The organism is Streptomyces sp. S6 (assembly GCF_054880855.1).
Genome location: NZ_JBTYMC010000153.1, coordinates 1 through 15,594, shown reverse-complemented (window position 1 = coordinate 15,594; position 15,594 = coordinate 1). Strand labels below are relative to the sequence as shown.

17 protein-coding genes are annotated in these 15,594 nt (G+C 71.2%); 10 read left to right on the top strand and 7 right to left on the bottom strand.

Going from position 1 to position 15,594, the window contains the following annotated elements; translation table 11 throughout:
* On the bottom strand, positions 1-979 hold a 979-nt coding region (locus ACVNF4_RS21110; protein WP_461804415.1), incomplete at its 3' end, for a DEAD/DEAH box helicase.
* A 61-nt stretch (positions 980-1,040) separates the two neighbouring features.
* Positions 1,041-1,871 (bottom strand): class I SAM-dependent methyltransferase, encoded by an 831-nt coding sequence (locus ACVNF4_RS21105; RefSeq protein WP_461804417.1) that lies wholly within the window; start codon positions 1,869-1,871, stop codon positions 1,041-1,043.
* A 382-nt stretch (positions 1,872-2,253) separates the two neighbouring features.
* On the opposite strand from ACVNF4_RS21105, the gene rpsA reads away from it, so the two are divergent.
* The 4 genes from rpsA (at position 2,254) to ACVNF4_RS21085 (ending at position 5,989) form a co-directional block, all read left to right on the top strand.
* Complete coding sequence (rpsA, locus tag ACVNF4_RS21100; RefSeq protein ID WP_461804414.1) at positions 2,254-3,756, top strand: 30S ribosomal protein S1; 1,503 nt, start codon at positions 2,254-2,256, stop codon at positions 3,754-3,756.
* 164 nt (positions 3,757-3,920) lie between these two features.
* Positions 3,921-4,859, top strand: a complete 939-nt coding sequence (locus tag ACVNF4_RS21095; RefSeq protein ID WP_461804413.1) for a PAC2 family protein — start codon at positions 3,921-3,923, stop codon at positions 4,857-4,859.
* Positions 4,860-4,943: 84 nt separating this feature from the next.
* Positions 4,944-5,555 (top strand): dephospho-CoA kinase, encoded by a 612-nt coding sequence (gene coaE, locus ACVNF4_RS21090; RefSeq protein ID WP_461804412.1) that lies wholly within the window; start codon positions 4,944-4,946, stop codon positions 5,553-5,555.
* A gap of 50 nt (positions 5,556-5,605) precedes the next feature.
* Positions 5,606-5,989, top strand: coding sequence for a tetratricopeptide repeat protein (locus tag ACVNF4_RS21085; RefSeq protein ID WP_461804411.1), 384 nt, complete (start codon positions 5,606-5,608; stop codon positions 5,987-5,989).
* 26 nt (positions 5,990-6,015) lie between these two features.
* Here the strand turns inward: ACVNF4_RS21085 and ACVNF4_RS21080 are convergent, their stop codons facing one another.
* Together ACVNF4_RS21080 and ACVNF4_RS21075 are read right to left on the bottom strand one after the other, a co-directional pair.
* Positions 6,016-6,933 (bottom strand): DUF6891 domain-containing protein, encoded by a 918-nt coding sequence (locus ACVNF4_RS21080; RefSeq protein WP_461804410.1) that lies wholly within the window; start codon positions 6,931-6,933, stop codon positions 6,016-6,018.
* A 47-nt stretch (positions 6,934-6,980) separates the two neighbouring features.
* Entirely contained in the window at positions 6,981-7,250 is a 270-nt protein-coding gene (locus ACVNF4_RS21075) for a DUF6343 family protein (protein ID WP_461804409.1), read from the bottom strand.
* Positions 7,251-7,354: 104 nt separating this feature from the next.
* On the opposite strand from ACVNF4_RS21075, the gene ACVNF4_RS21070 reads away from it, so the two are divergent.
* The 4 genes from ACVNF4_RS21070 to pip all read left to right on the top strand — a co-directional run bounded on the left by ACVNF4_RS21070 (position 7,355) and on the right by pip (position 10,561).
* The gene (locus ACVNF4_RS21070; RefSeq protein WP_461804416.1) at positions 7,355-8,254 is read left to right on the top strand and encodes an acyltransferase domain-containing protein; all 900 of its coding nucleotides are present in this window, start codon (positions 7,355-7,357) and stop codon (positions 8,252-8,254) included.
* A gap of 97 nt (positions 8,255-8,351) precedes the next feature.
* A complete protein-coding gene (locus ACVNF4_RS21065; protein WP_461804408.1) occupies positions 8,352-8,786 on the top strand; it encodes a DoxX family protein in 435 nt (144 codons plus the stop codon).
* Between the two features lie 49 nt (positions 8,787-8,835).
* A complete protein-coding gene (locus ACVNF4_RS21060) occupies positions 8,836-9,555 on the top strand; it encodes a uracil-DNA glycosylase (RefSeq protein WP_461804407.1) in 720 nt (239 codons plus the stop codon).
* Between the two features lie 37 nt (positions 9,556-9,592).
* Positions 9,593-10,561, top strand: a complete 969-nt coding sequence (gene pip / locus ACVNF4_RS21055; RefSeq protein WP_461804406.1) for a prolyl aminopeptidase — start codon at positions 9,593-9,595, stop codon at positions 10,559-10,561.
* 251 nt (positions 10,562-10,812) lie between these two features.
* Here pip and ACVNF4_RS21050 read toward each other — a convergent pair whose 3' ends face one another.
* Positions 10,813-11,520: a GntR family transcriptional regulator gene (locus ACVNF4_RS21050; protein WP_461804405.1), complete on the bottom strand. Its 708-nt coding sequence runs from the start codon at positions 11,518-11,520 to the stop codon at positions 10,813-10,815.
* Positions 11,521-11,679: 159 nt separating this feature from the next.
* Here ACVNF4_RS21050 and ACVNF4_RS21045 point away from each other — a divergent pair, with 159 nt between their 5' ends.
* Both ACVNF4_RS21045 and ACVNF4_RS21040 read left to right on the top strand, forming a co-directional pair.
* Positions 11,680-13,122: an NCS1 family nucleobase:cation symporter-1 gene (locus ACVNF4_RS21045; protein ID WP_461804404.1), complete on the top strand. Its 1,443-nt coding sequence runs from the start codon at positions 11,680-11,682 to the stop codon at positions 13,120-13,122.
* A gap of 3 nt (positions 13,123-13,125) precedes the next feature.
* The gene (locus tag ACVNF4_RS21040) at positions 13,126-13,857 is read left to right on the top strand and encodes an aspartate/glutamate racemase family protein (RefSeq protein WP_461804403.1); all 732 of its coding nucleotides are present in this window, start codon (positions 13,126-13,128) and stop codon (positions 13,855-13,857) included.
* Between the two features lie 101 nt (positions 13,858-13,958).
* Here ACVNF4_RS21040 and ACVNF4_RS21035 read toward each other — a convergent pair whose 3' ends face one another.
* Both ACVNF4_RS21035 and ACVNF4_RS21030 read right to left on the bottom strand, forming a co-directional pair.
* Positions 13,959-14,360 (bottom strand): RidA family protein, encoded by a 402-nt coding sequence (locus ACVNF4_RS21035; protein WP_461804402.1) that lies wholly within the window; start codon positions 14,358-14,360, stop codon positions 13,959-13,961.
* A 409-nt stretch (positions 14,361-14,769) separates the two neighbouring features.
* Positions 14,770-15,594, bottom strand: an 825-nt coding sequence (locus ACVNF4_RS21030; protein ID WP_461804401.1) for a hypothetical protein, incomplete at its 5' end; no start/stop codon positions are given.

Below are 15,594 nucleotides of genomic sequence, written 5' to 3'. Positions count from 1 at the left end.
AGGCCCGCACGGTCGCGAGCGCGCTCAGCCCGCGCGCGTGGTCGACGCGAGGCTCCCGCGCGAGCCCGGAGTCCACGACGACCCGCACCCCGGGAACGGTCAGCGACGACTCCGCGACGGCCGTCGCGAGGACGACCCGGCGCCGCGTCCCCGGCATCAGCACCGCGTCCTGCACGGCGGCCGGCGCGCGCCCGTGCACCTGGAGCACGTCGACGTCCCCGAGCCCGCCCAACTGCCCGGCCACCCGCGCGATCTCACCCACCCCGGGCAGAAAACACAGCACGTCCCCGGACCGCTCGGCCAACGCCCGCCGCACCACCGACGCCACATGCGCCAACAACGCCGGATCGACCCACGTCCCGTGCGGCGGCCGTACCGCACGCGCGGGCGCCACCCACACCGTCTCGACCGGATACGACACCCCCTGCGCCTCGACCACGGGCGCCCCGCCCAACAACGCCGCCCACCCTTGCGCATCGGTCGTCGCAGAGGCCGCCACCAGCCGCAACTCCGGCCGCAGCGCCTCCCGGACGTCCCACAGGAACGCGGCGGCCGTGTCCGCGTCCAGATGCCGCTCATGGCACTCGTCCAGGACGACGACGTCCACCCCGGACAACTCCTGGTCCCGCTGGAGCCGTTGCAGCAGCACACCGGTCGTGACGACCTCCACGCGCGCGTGGCGCCCCACGACCCGCTCCCCGCGCACGGTGTACCCGACGCTGCGCCCGACCTCCTCGCCGAGCAGCCACGCCATCCGCCGCGCCGCCGCCCGCGCGGCGATCCGCCGGGGCTCGGCGACGACGACCCTCCGCGCGGGCCCCTCCCCGAGCAGCCCCGCCAGCGCCAGTGGCACCAGCGTCGTCTTGCCCGTCCCGGGCGGCGCCACGAGAACGGCCGTCCCGGGCCCCTCCAAAGCATCGGCGAGCGCGGGAAGGGCACCACGGACGGGGAGCGCGTCGAGGGCGTCGTAACGGATCACGTGCCCAGTGTCGTACGGAGACGGAAAACGCCCTCTACGCGCGCGTGTCCTTCAGTTCCGGTCAGTCGCGTTCGCAGACGAAGATCGCCGTGCCGGGGATCAGGCTGCCGCGCAGGGGCGACCAGCCGCCCCACTCCGACGTGTTCCAGGCCGGCCACTCAGGTTCGTGGAGGTCGGCCAGGCGGAAGCCGGAGGTGACGATGTCGCGGACGCGGTCGCCGAGGGTGCGGTGGTGTTCGACGTAGACCGCGTTGCCGTCGTCGTCCTGCTCGACGTACGGCGTGCGGTCGAAGTAGGAGGCGGCCACGGTGAGGCCCTCGGGGCCGGGCTCGTCGGGGAAGGCCCAGCGGATCGGGTGCGTCACCGAGAAGACGAATCGGCCTCCGGGACGCAGCACGCGCCGTACCTCGCGCAGTACTTGCGCCGGGTCGGCGACGAACGGCAGGGCGCCGTACGCGGAACAGGCGAGGTCGAAGGAGCCGTCCGCGAAGGGCAGGACGCCCGCGTCGGCGCACACCAGGGGGATGCCGCCGCCGATCCGCAGGGAGTGCTGGAGCTGGCGGTGGGAGATGTCGAGGGCGACCGGGCGGGCACCCTGCGCGGCGAGCCAGCGCGAGCACTGGGCGGCGCCCGCGCCGATCTCCAGGACCGCGAGGCCCTTCAGCCGCTCGGCGGGGCCCAGGAGTTCGGCCTCCACCTCGTCGAGGCCCTCGGGACCCCACACGAAGCGGTCGTCACCGAGAAACGTGCCGTGCTCGATCTGGTACTCGTCCGCGTTGCGGTCCCACCAGCCCCGGTTGGCGCGGGCGCTCTCCGTGACACCGGCGGCACGCCGGGTGGCTTCGGATTCGGCGTCGTGGTCCGAGACGGACCCTGTCGGCTCTTGGATGATCGGCTCCCTCGTCGTACTCTTCCGTCACCCATTTTCGAGTGGAGTGCCTCTCGGGCACCGTCACGGAAGGGGTCTCACGGGCCTGCGTGGCCTTCAGAGACGGCTCTTGTGCCGGGTATGCGGCGTTCCGCCCCGGGTGTGCGCCTTCGCGCATTGACCCCGTCCGGCTGCCCCCGTATGCTACAAGTTGCGCTGCGGGCCTGCGCACCTCAGACGTAGCAGGCTGCGCTCGCATCTGTCGTATGTCCCCTCGGTTTTCGAGGCGGAGCCGGAGTTTTTCCGGTGTGCCGCCTCCTTGGCTGTCCGGCTTCTTCAGAGCGATACGGGCTCCCGGCGTAGCAGTACCTACGACTTTCTGTCCGTAACCGGAGCCCTTTCCCACATGACGAGCAGCACCGAGACCACCGCCACCACCCCGCAGGTTGCGGTCAACGACATCGGTAACGAGGAAGCCTTCCTCGCCGCGATCGACGAGACGATCAAGTACTTCAACGACGGCGACATCGTCGACGGCGTCATCGTGAAGGTCGACCGGGACGAGGTCCTGCTCGACATCGGTTACAAGACCGAAGGTGTCATCCCGAGCCGCGAGCTCTCGATCAAGCACGACGTCGACCCCAACGAGGTCGTCGCCGTCGGTGACGAGATCGAAGCCCTTGTCCTCCAGAAGGAAGACAAGGAAGGCCGCCTGATCCTCTCGAAGAAGCGCGCCCAGTACGAGCGCGCCTGGGGCACCATCGAGAAGATCAAGGAAGAGGACGGCATCGTCACCGGTACCGTCATCGAGGTCGTCAAGGGTGGTCTCATCCTCGACATCGGCCTCCGCGGCTTCCTCCCGGCCTCTCTCGTCGAGATGCGCCGCGTCCGCGACCTCCAGCCCTACGTGGGCAAGGAGCTTGAGGCGAAGATCATCGAGCTGGACAAGAACCGCAACAACGTGGTCCTGTCCCGCCGTGCCTGGCTGGAGCAGACCCAGTCCGAGGTCCGCCAGACGTTCCTCACGACCCTCCAGAAGGGTCAGGTCCGTTCCGGTGTGGTCTCCTCGATCGTCAACTTCGGTGCCTTCGTGGACCTGGGTGGCGTCGACGGTCTGGTCCACGTCTCCGAGCTGTCCTGGAAGCACATCGACCACCCCTCCGAGGTTGTCGAGGTCGGCCAGGAAGTCACCGTCGAGGTCCTCGACGTCGACATGGACCGCGAGCGCGTCTCCCTGTCGCTGAAGGCGACCCAGGAAGACCCGTGGCAGCAGTTCGCCCGGACCCACCAGATCGGTCAGGTCGTCCCGGGTAAGGTCACGAAGCTCGTTCCGTTCGGTGCGTTCGTCCGCGTGGACGAGGGCATCGAGGGTCTGGTCCACATCTCCGAGCTGGCCGAGCGCCACGTGGAGATCCCGGAGCAGGTCGTCCAGGTCAACGACGAGATCTTCGTCAAGGTCATCGACATCGACCTGGAGCGTCGCCGGATCTCGCTGTCCCTCAAGCAGGCCAACGAGTCCTTCGGCGCCGACCCGGCCTCGGTCGAGTTCGACCCGACCCTGTACGGCATGGCCGCGTCCTACGACGACCAGGGCAACTACATCTACCCCGAGGGCTTCGACCCCGAGACCAACGACTGGCTCGAAGGCTTCGAGGCGCAGCGTGAGGTCTGGGAGAACCAGTACGCCGAGGCGCAGACGCGCTTCGAGCAGCACCAGGCTCAGGTCATCAAGTCCCGCGAGGCCGACGCCGCTGCCGCCGAAGAGGGTGGCGACGCCGCGGGTGCGGCTCCGGCCGCCGGTGGCGGCGGTGGCTCGTACTCCTCCGAGGGCGCGGACACGTCCGGCGCGCTCGCCTCGGACGAGGCGCTGGCCGCCCTGCGCGAGAAGCTGGCCGGCGGCCAGAGCTGAACGCTCACCGCACGACCGGCGCTCGCTGAGCGGTAGTTGTTGACTGAGGGGCCGTACCTTTCGAGGTGCGGCCTCTCAGTCTTTTTGCGTATCCGGCCGATTACGGGGAATGCCTGTGGCCGCCTGATCGTTGTGGTGTACGAACACGAGGAGGAGCGGTCCAGGTGCTTGATCCGCAGGGTTTGTACGCATGGGAGCCGAAGGGGCTGGCCGTCGTCGACATGGCGCTGGCCCAGGAGTCGGCCGGACTTGTCATGCTCTACCACTTCGACGGATACATCGACGCCGGCGAGACCGGTGACCAGATCGTGGAGGGCCTGCTCGACGGGCTGCCCAACCAGGTCGTCGCCCGCTTCGACCACGACCGGCTGGTCGACTACCGCGCGCGGCGCCCGCTGCTCACGTTCAAGCGCGACTGCTGGGAGGAGTACGAAGAGCCCTCGATCGACGTCCGCCTCGTGCAGGACGCCACCGGGGCGCCGTTCCTCCTGCTGTCCGGGCCCGAGCCGGACGTCGAGTGGGAGCGGTTCGCCGCGGCCGTCCAGCAGATCGTCGAGCGGCTCGGCGTGCGCCTCTCCGTGACGTTCCACGGCATCCCCATGGGCGTCCCGCACACCCGCCCGGTCGGCCTCACCCCGCACGGCAACCGCACGGACCTCGTCCCCGGCCACCGCAGCCCCTTCGACGAGGCACAGGTCCCCGGCAGCGCCGAGGCGCTCGTCGAGTACCGCCTCATGGAGGCCGGCCACGACGTCCTGGGCGTCGCCGCACACGTCCCCCACTACATCGCCCGCTCCGCCTACCCGGACGCCTCCCTCACCGTCCTCGAAGCCATCACCGCCGCCACCGGCCTCGTCCTCCCCGCCCTCGCCCACACCCTCCGCACCGAGGCCCACCGCACCCAGACCGAGATCGACCGCCAGATCCGCGAAGGCGACGAGGAACTGACCTCGCTGGTCGAGGGGCTGGAGCACCAGTACGACGCCGTCGCCGGGGCGGAGACCCGGGGGAACATGCTGGCCGAGCCGGTCGACATTCCTTCCGCGGACGAAATCGGGCGGGAGTTCGAGAAGTTCCTGGCCGAGCGGGAAGGGGAGGGCTGAGAGAAGGCCCGCCGCTGTAAGGGGCGTTGGTGCTCGCCGGGGCTGGGTGGGGCCACTGTCAGGGGTGGGATCTAAGCTTCTGGCATGCTGACAGTGGGGCTGACCGGAGGTATCGGGGCCGGTAAGAGTGAGGTGTCGCGGCTGCTGGTGGGGGCCGGGGCGGTGCTGGTCGACGCGGATCGGATCGCGAGGGAGGTCGTCGCGCCGGGGACGGCCGGGCTCGCGGCGGTCGTGGAGGCGTTCGGGGAAGGGGTCCTGGGGGGCGACGGCGCGTTGGACCGGCCGAAGCTGGGGGCGATCGTGTTCGCCGATCCCGAGAAGCTGGCCCTGCTGAACTCGATCGTCCATCCACTGGTCGGCGCCCGCTCGCGTGAGCTGGAGGAGGCGGCGCCGGCGGACGCCGTCGTCGTCCATGACGTCCCCCTGCTCGCGGAGAACGGCCTGGCCGGGCTGTACGACCTGGTGATCGTCGTGGATGTCGCCCCCGAGACGCAGCTCGACCGTCTCGTCCGGCTGCGCGGCATGAGCGAGGAGGACGCGCGCGCGAGGATGGCCGCCCAGGCGACGCGGGAGAAACGCCGGGAGATCGCGGACATCGTGATCGACAACGACGTACCGCTGGCGGAACTGGAGCGCCGGGTGCGCGAGGTGTGGGGGGAGCTGGTGCGCCGGGCCCGGGGTGAATCGCAGGAATAGCGGACCCCGATCGGGGCGTTGAACGCGGTCAGTGAGGGAAGGACTTTTCCGTGCCCGAAACCAGCGGTTCGACCGGACGTTCTCCGGAGACGCATGTCATCGACTTCCGCGCCGCGGAGCAACTGCTCGCCGCGCGGGACCCGCGGGGTGCGGTGAAGCTGCTCGACGGGGTCATCGGCGCGCACCCCGAGAACACCGCAGCCCGCCTCCTGCGCGCCCGCGCCTTCTTCGCGGCAGCGCAACTGCGCCCGGCGGAGCTGGAGTTCACGATCGTCCTGGAGCGCGAGCCGGACAACGCGTTCGCGCACTTCGCCCTGGCCCGGACGTACGAGCGCCAGGGCCGCGGTGACCAGGCGAAACGCCACTTCCGGCTGGCCGCGGCCCTCGACCCGAACCCGGAGTATCTGAGGGCGGCCCGCTTCGACGCGCCCTAGGCGCTGCTCATGTTTCCCCGCCGGTCCTAGCCGACGAGGCGGCGGTGCCAGGTCAGTGGGGTGACGGTGATGGCCCGGCCGGGGTCACGGTCCCACTCGGTGGGGAGGCCGGCCGCTTCGAGGGCGGCCACGACCTCGTGGCCGATGGCCGAGGTGGTCTCGGAGGAGTTGTCGAAGCCGCCGTAGAGGAGCATGAGTCCGTGGCCGGCCGCTGCGGAATCCGTGCACTGGGTGTGGAAGTAGACGTAACCGCGGGCGTCGGGCTCGCCCTCGGCGCCGATCTCGGACTGGCCGCAGTTGCGGCAGCAGGCGAAGTTCTCGCGGGCCGTGATGCCGGCCTCCCGCAGAGCGGCGAACGCGCGGGTGAGCCGCTCCGGGTCGGTTTCGCCGTGCCACTCGGCCTGCTCCGCGACGCGCTCCAGCCACAACCGGTCGGCCAGGGCTTGTGCCTGCTCGCGCGAGACGGGCCGGCGGTCCTTGGTGACCAGGTACTCCTCAGCGACCTCGGCCAGTTCGGCACGGGAGGCGTAGCCGCCGACCAGCACCTCGCGGACGCGGTTCTCCAGCTCCTCGCGCTCGTCCTCGGCGAGGTCGAGCGGTGGCACCTCCTGGACGGGACCCATGTCCAGCGGCGACCAGGCCAGGCCGCTGTCCCACCCGGCCTCCTGGCGTGCCCAGCCGGTGATCGCCGTGATGACGGCCTCGGGCCCGTCGGTCATCACCTGGAAGTGCCGGTCGGCGGCGCCGTCGCGGTGCTCCACCGTGTAGTCACCGCCGGCCCGGTGCCAGACCTGGGCGAAGACGTCAGGCAGGTCAGGTATGCGCTGGACCACCAGGAACCGGTCACCGTCACCGCCGATGCGCCGGACCAGCCCGGCCAACTGCTCGGCGGACACCCGGACGTGCCGCTCCCAGTTCTCCGTCCCCACCACGATCTCAAGCATGTACCTGACTCTGGCACACGCCTGTGACAACGGACCTCGGCGGGCCGCTAGGACCCTTCCGGCGGCCGGTACGGGGGGACGTCGCGGCCCGGCTGGTAGTGCGCGCCCTGGCGGATGTGGCGGATGATCAAGGTGAAGTCGACGCAGCTCACCAGCCACAGCACACCGCAGGCGGCGGCCCAGCCGGGGCGGCCCACCAGGGCGAACGCGGCCGTGCCGAAGACGGACCAGGCCAGGCCCCACACGCTCAGCCACAGACGCATCCGTAGCGCACTGCGCGCGGTCGACGGCTCACTTCCCGTACGCATCGGGATCATCACTCCTTCCTGAAACGTACTCTTCGCAGAAGACGTTCTCCAGAGGGCTCCGGTATTCCGGAACGACAGGGGGTGTGCGCGTGGAACTCAGGGACGGCATGTCGGTGCTCGCCGACGCCGACGGGCTGGTCGAGGCGCTGCTCGACCTCGGGGTGTCGCACCACGACATCGCGGAACCCCTCCGGCTGAGCCGCCAGGTCCTCGACGACCCGGCGAGCCGCCAGGCGCTGGAACGGTCCGTCACCGAGCTGGTGCGGGACATGGGCACGGTCACCGGCGGGGTCGACCTGCCGCGCTACCCCGGCGCGTCCCGGGCCGTGGCCCGCTGGTTCCCGCTGTACGTCTTCGTCGCCGCGCTGCCCTCCGTGCGCGCGCACCACCAGGAGCGGGGGATTCCCGACGACGTCAGCCGGCGCACCCTCGCCGACATCGGCCGAGGCGTCGCCGTCCACCGCCGCTGGCACGGCACCGGCGGGATCATGACCGCGCGGTGGCTCTCCCTCCATCTGCGGGGCGAGCTGTACCAGCTGGGGCGGTTGCAGTTCCAGCGCGGTCTGGTCCCCGAGGTCCTCCGTGAGTCCGTCACGGCGGCCGGGTTCTCCGCCGACGAGCCCGCCCTCGGGCTGCACATCCCCGACTTCATGGGGCCGCTCAGCGCGGAGTCCTGCGACCGGTCGCTGGCGCTCGCGCGGGAGTTCTTCGCGCTGCACTATCCCGAGGAGCCGTACCGGCTCGCGACCTGCGGGTCCTGGCTGCTCGATCCGCAACTGAAGGGGTATCTGCCGGCCGACTCCAACATCGTCCGCTTCCAGGAGCGGTTCCACGTACGGCGATCGGAGGAGCCGAGCGACATGACGCCCGTCCGGTTCGTCTTCGGGTCGACCCAGGTGGAGCTGGGGGAACTGCCCCGGCGGACGGTGGTGGAGAAGGCGGTGGTGGAGCATCTGGAGGGCGGGGGGCACTGGTACGGCGGTGAGGGGTGGTTCTCCCTGGGGGAGGGCTGAGGGGGTTGAGCAAAGGTGCGGGGACGGCGATGAGTTACGGGGCCGGCGGCGGTCTACCCACCAGACCGTCACGAGACCGTTCACCAGGGAGAACCACATGTCCGAGACCACTGTCCCCGTCACCGCCGCCCCGTCGTCCGCTCCGGCTCCCCGACACCGCCGGGCGCTCCTCGCGCTCAGAGGCGTCCAGATTCTCCTCGCGCTCTTCTTCGGTGTGGCCAGTGCCCTCCCCAAGCTCATAGCCCACCCCGCCGCCGTCGAGTCCTTCGACCGGATCGGCTGGGGCGCACCGGCGATGTACACCATCGGCGCCCTCGAACTCGCCGGAGCCGTCGCCCTGTTGATCCCGGTCCTCCAGGCGCCGGCCGCCGCGGCGCTGGCCGCGCTCATGGTGGGCGCGTTCATCACCCAGCTGACCGTCTTCGGCGGGGAGAACGCGGCGACTCCGGTGATCGTGTTCGCGGTGCTGGCCGTCATCGCGTGGGTGCGGCGGGGAAGCGCGGCGGGGCTGGTGGGGATGGTTCGGCGGTGAGGAACGGGGACGACCGGCGGCCCCGGGGCGCCGGCCCTACGGTGAGGGCATGAAGGAACCTTCCGGCCGTCCGGGTCCCGCCCCTTCCGCCCTCGCCGCCCTCGACCTGAGAGTCGCCGGCTGCCGGGCCTGCCCCCGGCTGGTGGCGTGGCGGGAAGAGGTCGCCCGGGTGAAGCGGGCGGCGTTCGCGGAGTGGGAGTACTGGGGGCGGCCGGTGCCCGGGTTCGGCGCGCAGGACGCGCCGTTGCTGATCGTGGGGCTCGCGCCGGCCGCGCACGGGGGGAACCGGACGGGGCGGATGTTCACGGGGGACAGGTCGGGGGACGTGCTGTACCGGGCGCTGTACGACGTGGGGCTCGCCTCGCAGGCGGAGTCCGTGTCGGCGGACGACGGACTGGAGCTGCACGGCGTACGGATCACCGCACCGGTGCACTGCGCGCCGCCCGACAACAAGCCGACGCCCGGGGAGCGGGACGCGTGCCGGCACTGGCTCGTGGAGGAACTCACGCTGTTGCGGCCGGGGTTGCGGGCGATGGTCGTGCTGGGGGCGTACGGCTGGCAGGCGGTGTGGCCCGCGCTGGAGGCGGCGGGGTGGGAGATCCCCCGGCCCCGCCCGGCGTTCGGCCACGGCGTACGCGTCGAACTGGCCGGCGTCCAGGTCTTCGGCTGTTTCCACGTCAGCCAGCGCAACACGTTCACGGGGAAGCTGACGCCGGAGATGCTGCGGGAGGTACTGGGGGCGGCGGCGCGGGCGGCAGGCCTGAAATGAGGTGAGAGGGCCGGGGCGGGGAACTACCGTGCGGGGCATGGGACTTTATCCGGAGACCGAACCGTACGACCACGGCATGCTCGACGTGGGGGACGGCAACCACGTGTACTGGGAGACGTGCGGAAACCCGCGCGGGAAACCGGCGCTGGTGCTGCACGGCGGTCCGGGCAGCGGCTGCGGCTCGTACTTCCGGCGCCTGTTCGACCCCGCGCGCTACCGCATCGTCCTGCTGGACCAGCGGGGTTGCGGACGGTCCACCCCGCACGCGAGCGAGTACGGCACCGACATGAGCGTCAACACCACCGAGCGGCTGATCGGCGATCTGGAGCTGCTGCGGCGGGAGTTGGGGATCGAGCGGTGGCTGGTGTGGGGTGTGTCGTGGGGGTCGGTGCTCGGGCTGCGGTACGCGCAGACGTGTCCCGGGGTGGTGTCGGAGCTGGTGCTGACGGGGGTGGCGACCGGGTCCGACGCGGAGGTGGGCCTGCTCACCCGGGGGCTCGGGCGGATCTTCCCCGAGGCGTTCGCGGAGTTCCTGGCGGGCCTGCCGGCGGACGACCGTGAGGGGAACCTCGCCGCCGCCTACAACCGGCTCCTCGAATCCCCCGACCCCCAGGTGCGGGAGCGGGCCGCCCGCGCCTGGACCGACTGGGAGACGGCGATGCTTCCGGCGCCGCCGCGCTCGATCGAACGGTACGAGGACCCCAGGTTCCGCATGGGCTTCGCCCGCACGGTCACCCACTACTTCGGCAACGACCACTTCATGGATCCCGACGCCGTCCTGCGCGATGCCCCGCTCCTCGCCGGCATCCCCGGCACCCTCGTCCAGGGCAGCCTCGACCTCGGCAACCTCACCGGCGTCGTCTGGCGCCTCCACCATGCCTGGCCCGACAGCGAGTTGACGATCGTGGACGAGGTCGGGCATTCGATCGGGCCGTCGGAGATGGTGGAGGCGTTGGTGGGGGCGACGGACAAGTATGCGGGGAGGTGGGGTGCGGCGCCGGTGTGAGGGTTCGGGAGGCTCGGGTGGGGAAGCGGTGGGGTGTTTGGGCGGGAGTGAGGACCGGGAGGTGAGGTGACCCTCGCGGGCGCGGCCCTTCCGGGTGTGCCCTCGCGGCCTGCCGCCGGTTCCGCCCCAGTTCTTGTGCTTCCCGTGCTTCACGCGCGTGAACTTGTGCTGCCCGGCACCTTCTCGTGCAGGGGTCCGGTACCCGGTGCGCTGCCTCTCCACGGGGCGCGTGCGTCGCCCGCTCCCGCCCCCTACACCCCACCCTCCCCTTCCGGCCCGAAGAGCCTGCGGACCGTGGAGCGGTAGTTCGTGCGGACGTGGGTCAGGGCGTGGGAGCGGGCCTCGGTCGGGTCGCCGGAGGCGATGGCGGTGTAGAGGTCCTGGTGTTCTGTGAGGAGTTGGGGCCAGTCCTCGTTCTGGCGGGTGAGCCAGCGCAGGCGGCCGTCGACCGGTTCCATGACGGAGCTGAGGAGGCTGTTGCCGGCCATGGCGAGGACGCGGTCGTGGAACCGGGTGTTGACGTCGGTGACGGCCTCGGCGTCGGCCTCCTTCGTCGCCGTCGCCGCCTCTTCGAGGAGTGCGCGGAGTTCGGCGAGGCCCTCCGGGGTAGCCCGGGACGCGGCGAGCCCGGCCGCGTACACCTCCAACGCTTCGCGCAGCTCGAAGAGTTCCCGCACGTCCTCGGGGGTGAGCCCGCGGACGACGGCCCGGCGCGCGGAGGCGAAGTGGACGAACCCCTCGGCGACCAGCGCCCGCACGGCCTCGCGGACGGGGACGCGGGAGACGCCGAACCGCTCGGCGAGTTCCCGCTCGACCAGTCGGTCCCCGGGGGCCAGCCGCCCCGCGATGATGTCCCGCCGCAGCGTCCCCAGGACGCGTTCACGGATCGCGCCGAGGGGTTCACCGGCGGAGGCGGCATCGGTCTCGGACTTCGGCGTGGTCTTCGTCGTGGAGCCCATGCGGCCATTTTCGCCGACGCCGAGAGGGCTTTTACCGAGCCGTAACGGCAGAGACATCGACAGAGGTGCTCGGCAGCGCGACCATGTCCGCACTTTGGTATACCAAAACAGCCCCCACTTCCCCCTCCGCGTCCCCGAGTTCTCCCCTCTGGAGCACCTTTGTCCCTCACCGACCGCGTCGAAGCGCCCGCGTTCACCCCCGACCCCCGGCTCGTCAACGAAGACCTCGCGCCCGCCACGAAGCGCAACTGGAAGGTCTTCGACCTCTTCGCGATGTGGATGTCGGACGTCCACAACCTCGGCAACTACACGTTCGCGGCGGGCCTGCTGGTCCTCGGCATGAACGTCTGGCAGGTCTTCACCGCCCTCCTCGTCGGCTTCGTGCTCATCTACGTCGGCATGAACTGGATGGGGAAGATCGGCCAGCGGCACGGTGTGCCGTTCCCCGTCGTCAGCCGGATCAGCTTCGGCGTCTGGGGCGCCAACATCCCCGCGCTGATCAGGGCCGTCATCGCGATCATGTGGTACGGCATCCAGACCTACCTGGCCTCCGTCGCCGTCAACGTCATGCTGCTCGCGGCCTGGCCCGGCCTCGAATCCTGGACGCACCACTCCTTCCTCGGCCTCGACGCGCTCGGCTGGGTCTCCTTCGTGTCGCTGTGGCTGGTCCAGGCGCTGATCATCCGGCAGGGCATGGAGGCCGTCCGCAAGTTCCAGGACTTCTGCGGACCGGCGATCTGGCTCGTGATGATCGCGCTCGCGGTGTGGATCCTCTCCAAGGCCGGCTGGTCGATCTCCCTCACCAGCACCCCGCACCCCGTCTCCACCGGCGAGCAGTGGCGGCAGTGGTTCGGCGCGATCGGCCTGATCCTCGCGACCTACGGCACGCTGATGCTGAACTTCTGCGACTTCTCCCGCTTCGCGCCCGACTACAAGACCGTCCGGCGCGGCAACTTCTGGGGGCTGCCGATCAACTCGACCGCCTTCGTGGTCGTCTCCGTGATCGTCACCGCCGGCTCGCTGGAGGTCTACGGGCAGGCCATCACGGACCCGGCGGAACTGGTCGCCAAGGTCGGCAACACCTGGGTGCTGGTGGTGGGCGCGCTCACCTTCGCCGTCGCCACCATGGGCGTCAACATCGTCGCCAACTTCGTCTCCCCGGCGTACGACCTCGCCAACGTCTGGCCGCAGAAGATCAGCTTCAAGGTCGGTGGCATGATCAGCACGGTCGCCGCCCTGCTCGTCACCCCCTGGAACCTCTTCTCCAACCCGACCGTCGTCAACTACTTCCTCGGCGGCCTCGGCGCCTTCCTGGGGCCGCTGTTCGGCGTGATCATGGTCGACTACTACTGGGTCAAGCGCGGCAAGGTCGACGTGGACGAACTCTTCGACGCGACCCCCGGCTCCCGCTACTACTACCGCCACGGCGTCAACCCCAAGGCCCTGTGGGCGTTCGTGCCCTCCGCCGCCGTCGCCGCGGTCCTCGCGCTCGTCAAGACCTTCAGCGACGTCGCGCCGTACTCCTGGTTCATCGGCACCGCGCTGGCGGCCGGGCTGTACGCCGCGATCTGCCGCACCGAGCGCACGCCGGCGGAGGTCTGACGGGTGCGGATCGTCGTCACCAACTGCAACACCACGCAGGAGATGACCGCCGAGATCGTACGAGGTGCCCGCGCCGCGGCGGGGCCGGGCACCCTCGTCACCGGTCTCACCCCGGCCTGGGGGCCGGAGTCCGCGGAGGGCTGGCTCGACAGCCACCTCTCCGCGGCGGCCGTCATGGACACCCTGCGCACCTACGACGGGCCTCCCTACGACGCCGTCGTCATGGCCGGGTTCGGCGAGCACGGCCGGGAGGGCGTCCGCGAACTCGTCGACGTCCCCGTCGTCGACATCACCGAGGCCGCCGCCCACCTCGCCTGTCTCCTCGGGCGCCGCTACGGCGTCGTCACCACCCTCGAACGCACCCGCGGCCAGATCGAGGACAGCCTCGAACTCGCGGGCGTCGCCCGCAACTGCGCCGCCGTCGTCTCCACCGGGCTCGGTGTCCTCGAACTCACCGACCCCGACCGCACCGAGGCCGCTTTCCTCGCCGCCGCGGAACACGCCCGCACGGCCGGCGCCGAGGTCCTCGTCCTCGGCTGCGCGGGCATGACCGGGCTTCAGCGGGTCGTCGCCGAGAAACTCGGCATGCCGGTCGTCGACGGGGTCGGCGCCGCCGTGAAGCTGGCCGAGTCGCTGGTGTCCCTGGGGCTGAACACCAGCCGCGCGGGGAGCTACGAGAAGCCGCTGGTCAAGCGGCGGGTGTGGGGGAGGGGTGGGGGTGAGGGCGTGCGGTGACGTCAGCAGTCGGACGACGAGTCGGGTGACGGAGCGGACGGTGCGGACGACGGTCTGGACGACGGACCGGGCGCGGTGCGCCAGGCCGTGCCGGACGTCCGTCAGCCGGGTACCACCGCTGTCGCCGTGATCTCCACCAACTGGCCCGGGTAGCCGAGGCAGGTGACGCCGAGGAGGGTCGAGGAGTGCGGGCCGGTGCTGAGGCCGGACGCCTCGACCGCGGCCCACACTTGCGACAGGGCTGTGGAGTCGGGGCTCGCCACGTAGACGTCCGTCACCACGACATGCGCCAAGTCGCTGCCGATCGCGCCGAGTTGCTCCTCCAGGTTGGCGATCACCTGCTCGGCCTGCCGGACCGGGTCGCCCGGCCCCACGAGGTTCCCCTCCGCGTCGAGGGGCACCGATCCGGCGAGGAACGCGAGGCGCGTGCCGGCCTCGACGATCGACGCGTGGGAATAGGTCGGCGGGCGGAAGAGGTGCGGGGAAGTGACACGGCGGATCATCCGGGCTCCTGGGGTGAGGGGTGATCTCCTCATCCTGCGAGGGAGTTCGGCCGCCCGCACCCGAATTCTCGGCGCACCCGCCCGATGCCGTGCGGCCCCTGCGTGTCACCACCTCCCGCCGCCTGCGCCGCGAAGCCGTCCGCTCCGCCGGGGACCGCCGCAGGACGGTTCCCGTCGCCGCCCGGAACAGTTCGCCGCGTTCCGCCTCCTCGACCCGGGCGAGGCGGTAGAGCCGGATCGGCGGGGCGTGGCCGGAGGAGTGGTTGACGCGGATCGCGTCGGGGCCGGAGAGGAGGGTGCCGATGAGGTCGGGAGGCCAGCCCCGGGCTCGCAGGCCGGTCGTGGAGAGGAAGCGGTCCTCTGAAGTCGCCATGTGAATCCCCCGTCGTCGTTACTCTGCGTGACGACTTCATTGATAGCGCACGCCACTGACAACGGCCCTGCCACCGGTCGGCCAGGGGTGCCTGGGCAGGCCGCTGAGCAGGGAGAAGTAAGGTTCCGCACCCCACGTCTCCTGGTGCCCGACGACGAAGAGACGGCGCCGGGCACGGCTGACGGCGGTGGCGAGGAGGGCGGGACTCGCGGCGGCCCGGGCCCGAGCGCGGGCCCCGTCCCGGGGATGCGTGCCGAGGACCAGGACGACGACGTCGTCCGCCCCGCCCCGCAGGGCTCGGACGGTGCCGATCCGCCCGGCGACGAACCCGGCGACCTCACGGCGGTACGCGTCGTACGACACCCCGGGCGGCACCGACGACTCCAGCCGCATCTCCCTCACCGTCCGCACACACCCGGCGGCCACCTCCCGGAACGGACTGAGGACCCGCACCCGGTCCAGACCGACCCGCCACTCCCGGTGCAGCAGCGTCAGGACCCGCTCCAGCGCGACCCCCTCCTCGGGCACCCACGCCCCCACCGCCCCGCCCGGCAGCACGTCCACCCAGCAGCTCAGCGGGTAGACGCACTCCCGGCACCCCTCCCGCCCGTCCGCCACGCACGCGTGGCACAACCGCCCGCCCGGGAAGGGCCGTTCCACCGTCCCGTAGACCAGCAGACCGTCGTACGCGAGATCGTTGCTCAGCTCGAACATCGTCCGTTCGCACCGCCGGTGCACCCGCAGCGGCGCACCCACCCAGACCGCCCCGGCCGTGCCGTCCGCACGGCGTGAACGGACGGCCGTCCCGAGGGCGTTCACCCGGTCGGCTCCCCGCCTCTTCACACCCCCTGCACAGAGGTC

What these genes read in the sequence shown, in the direction of transcription:
- rpsA (WP_461804414.1), top strand. Translation starts at nt 2,254, where the DNA reads ATGACGAGCAGCACCGAGACCACCGCCACCACCCCGCAGGTTGCGGTC.
- coaE (WP_461804412.1), top strand. Translation starts at nt 4,944, where the DNA reads ATGCTGACAGTGGGGCTGACCGGAGGTATCGGGGCCGGTAAGAGTGAG.
- ACVNF4_RS21080 (WP_461804410.1), bottom strand. Translation starts at nt 6,933, where the DNA reads ATGCTTGAGATCGTGGTGGGGACGGAGAACTGGGAGCGGCACGTCCGG.
- ACVNF4_RS21075 (WP_461804409.1), bottom strand. Translation starts at nt 7,250, where the DNA reads ATGATCCCGATGCGTACGGGAAGTGAGCCGTCGACCGCGCGCAGTGCG.
- ACVNF4_RS21065 (WP_461804408.1), top strand. Translation starts at nt 8,352, where the DNA reads ATGTCCGAGACCACTGTCCCCGTCACCGCCGCCCCGTCGTCCGCTCCG.
- ACVNF4_RS21060 (WP_461804407.1), top strand. Translation starts at nt 8,836, where the DNA reads ATGAAGGAACCTTCCGGCCGTCCGGGTCCCGCCCCTTCCGCCCTCGCC.
- pip (WP_461804406.1), top strand. Translation starts at nt 9,593, where the DNA reads ATGGGACTTTATCCGGAGACCGAACCGTACGACCACGGCATGCTCGAC.
- ACVNF4_RS21050 (WP_461804405.1), bottom strand. Translation starts at nt 11,520, where the DNA reads ATGGGCTCCACGACGAAGACCACGCCGAAGTCCGAGACCGATGCCGCC.
- ACVNF4_RS21035 (WP_461804402.1), bottom strand. Translation starts at nt 14,360, where the DNA reads ATGATCCGCCGTGTCACTTCCCCGCACCTCTTCCGCCCGCCGACCTAT.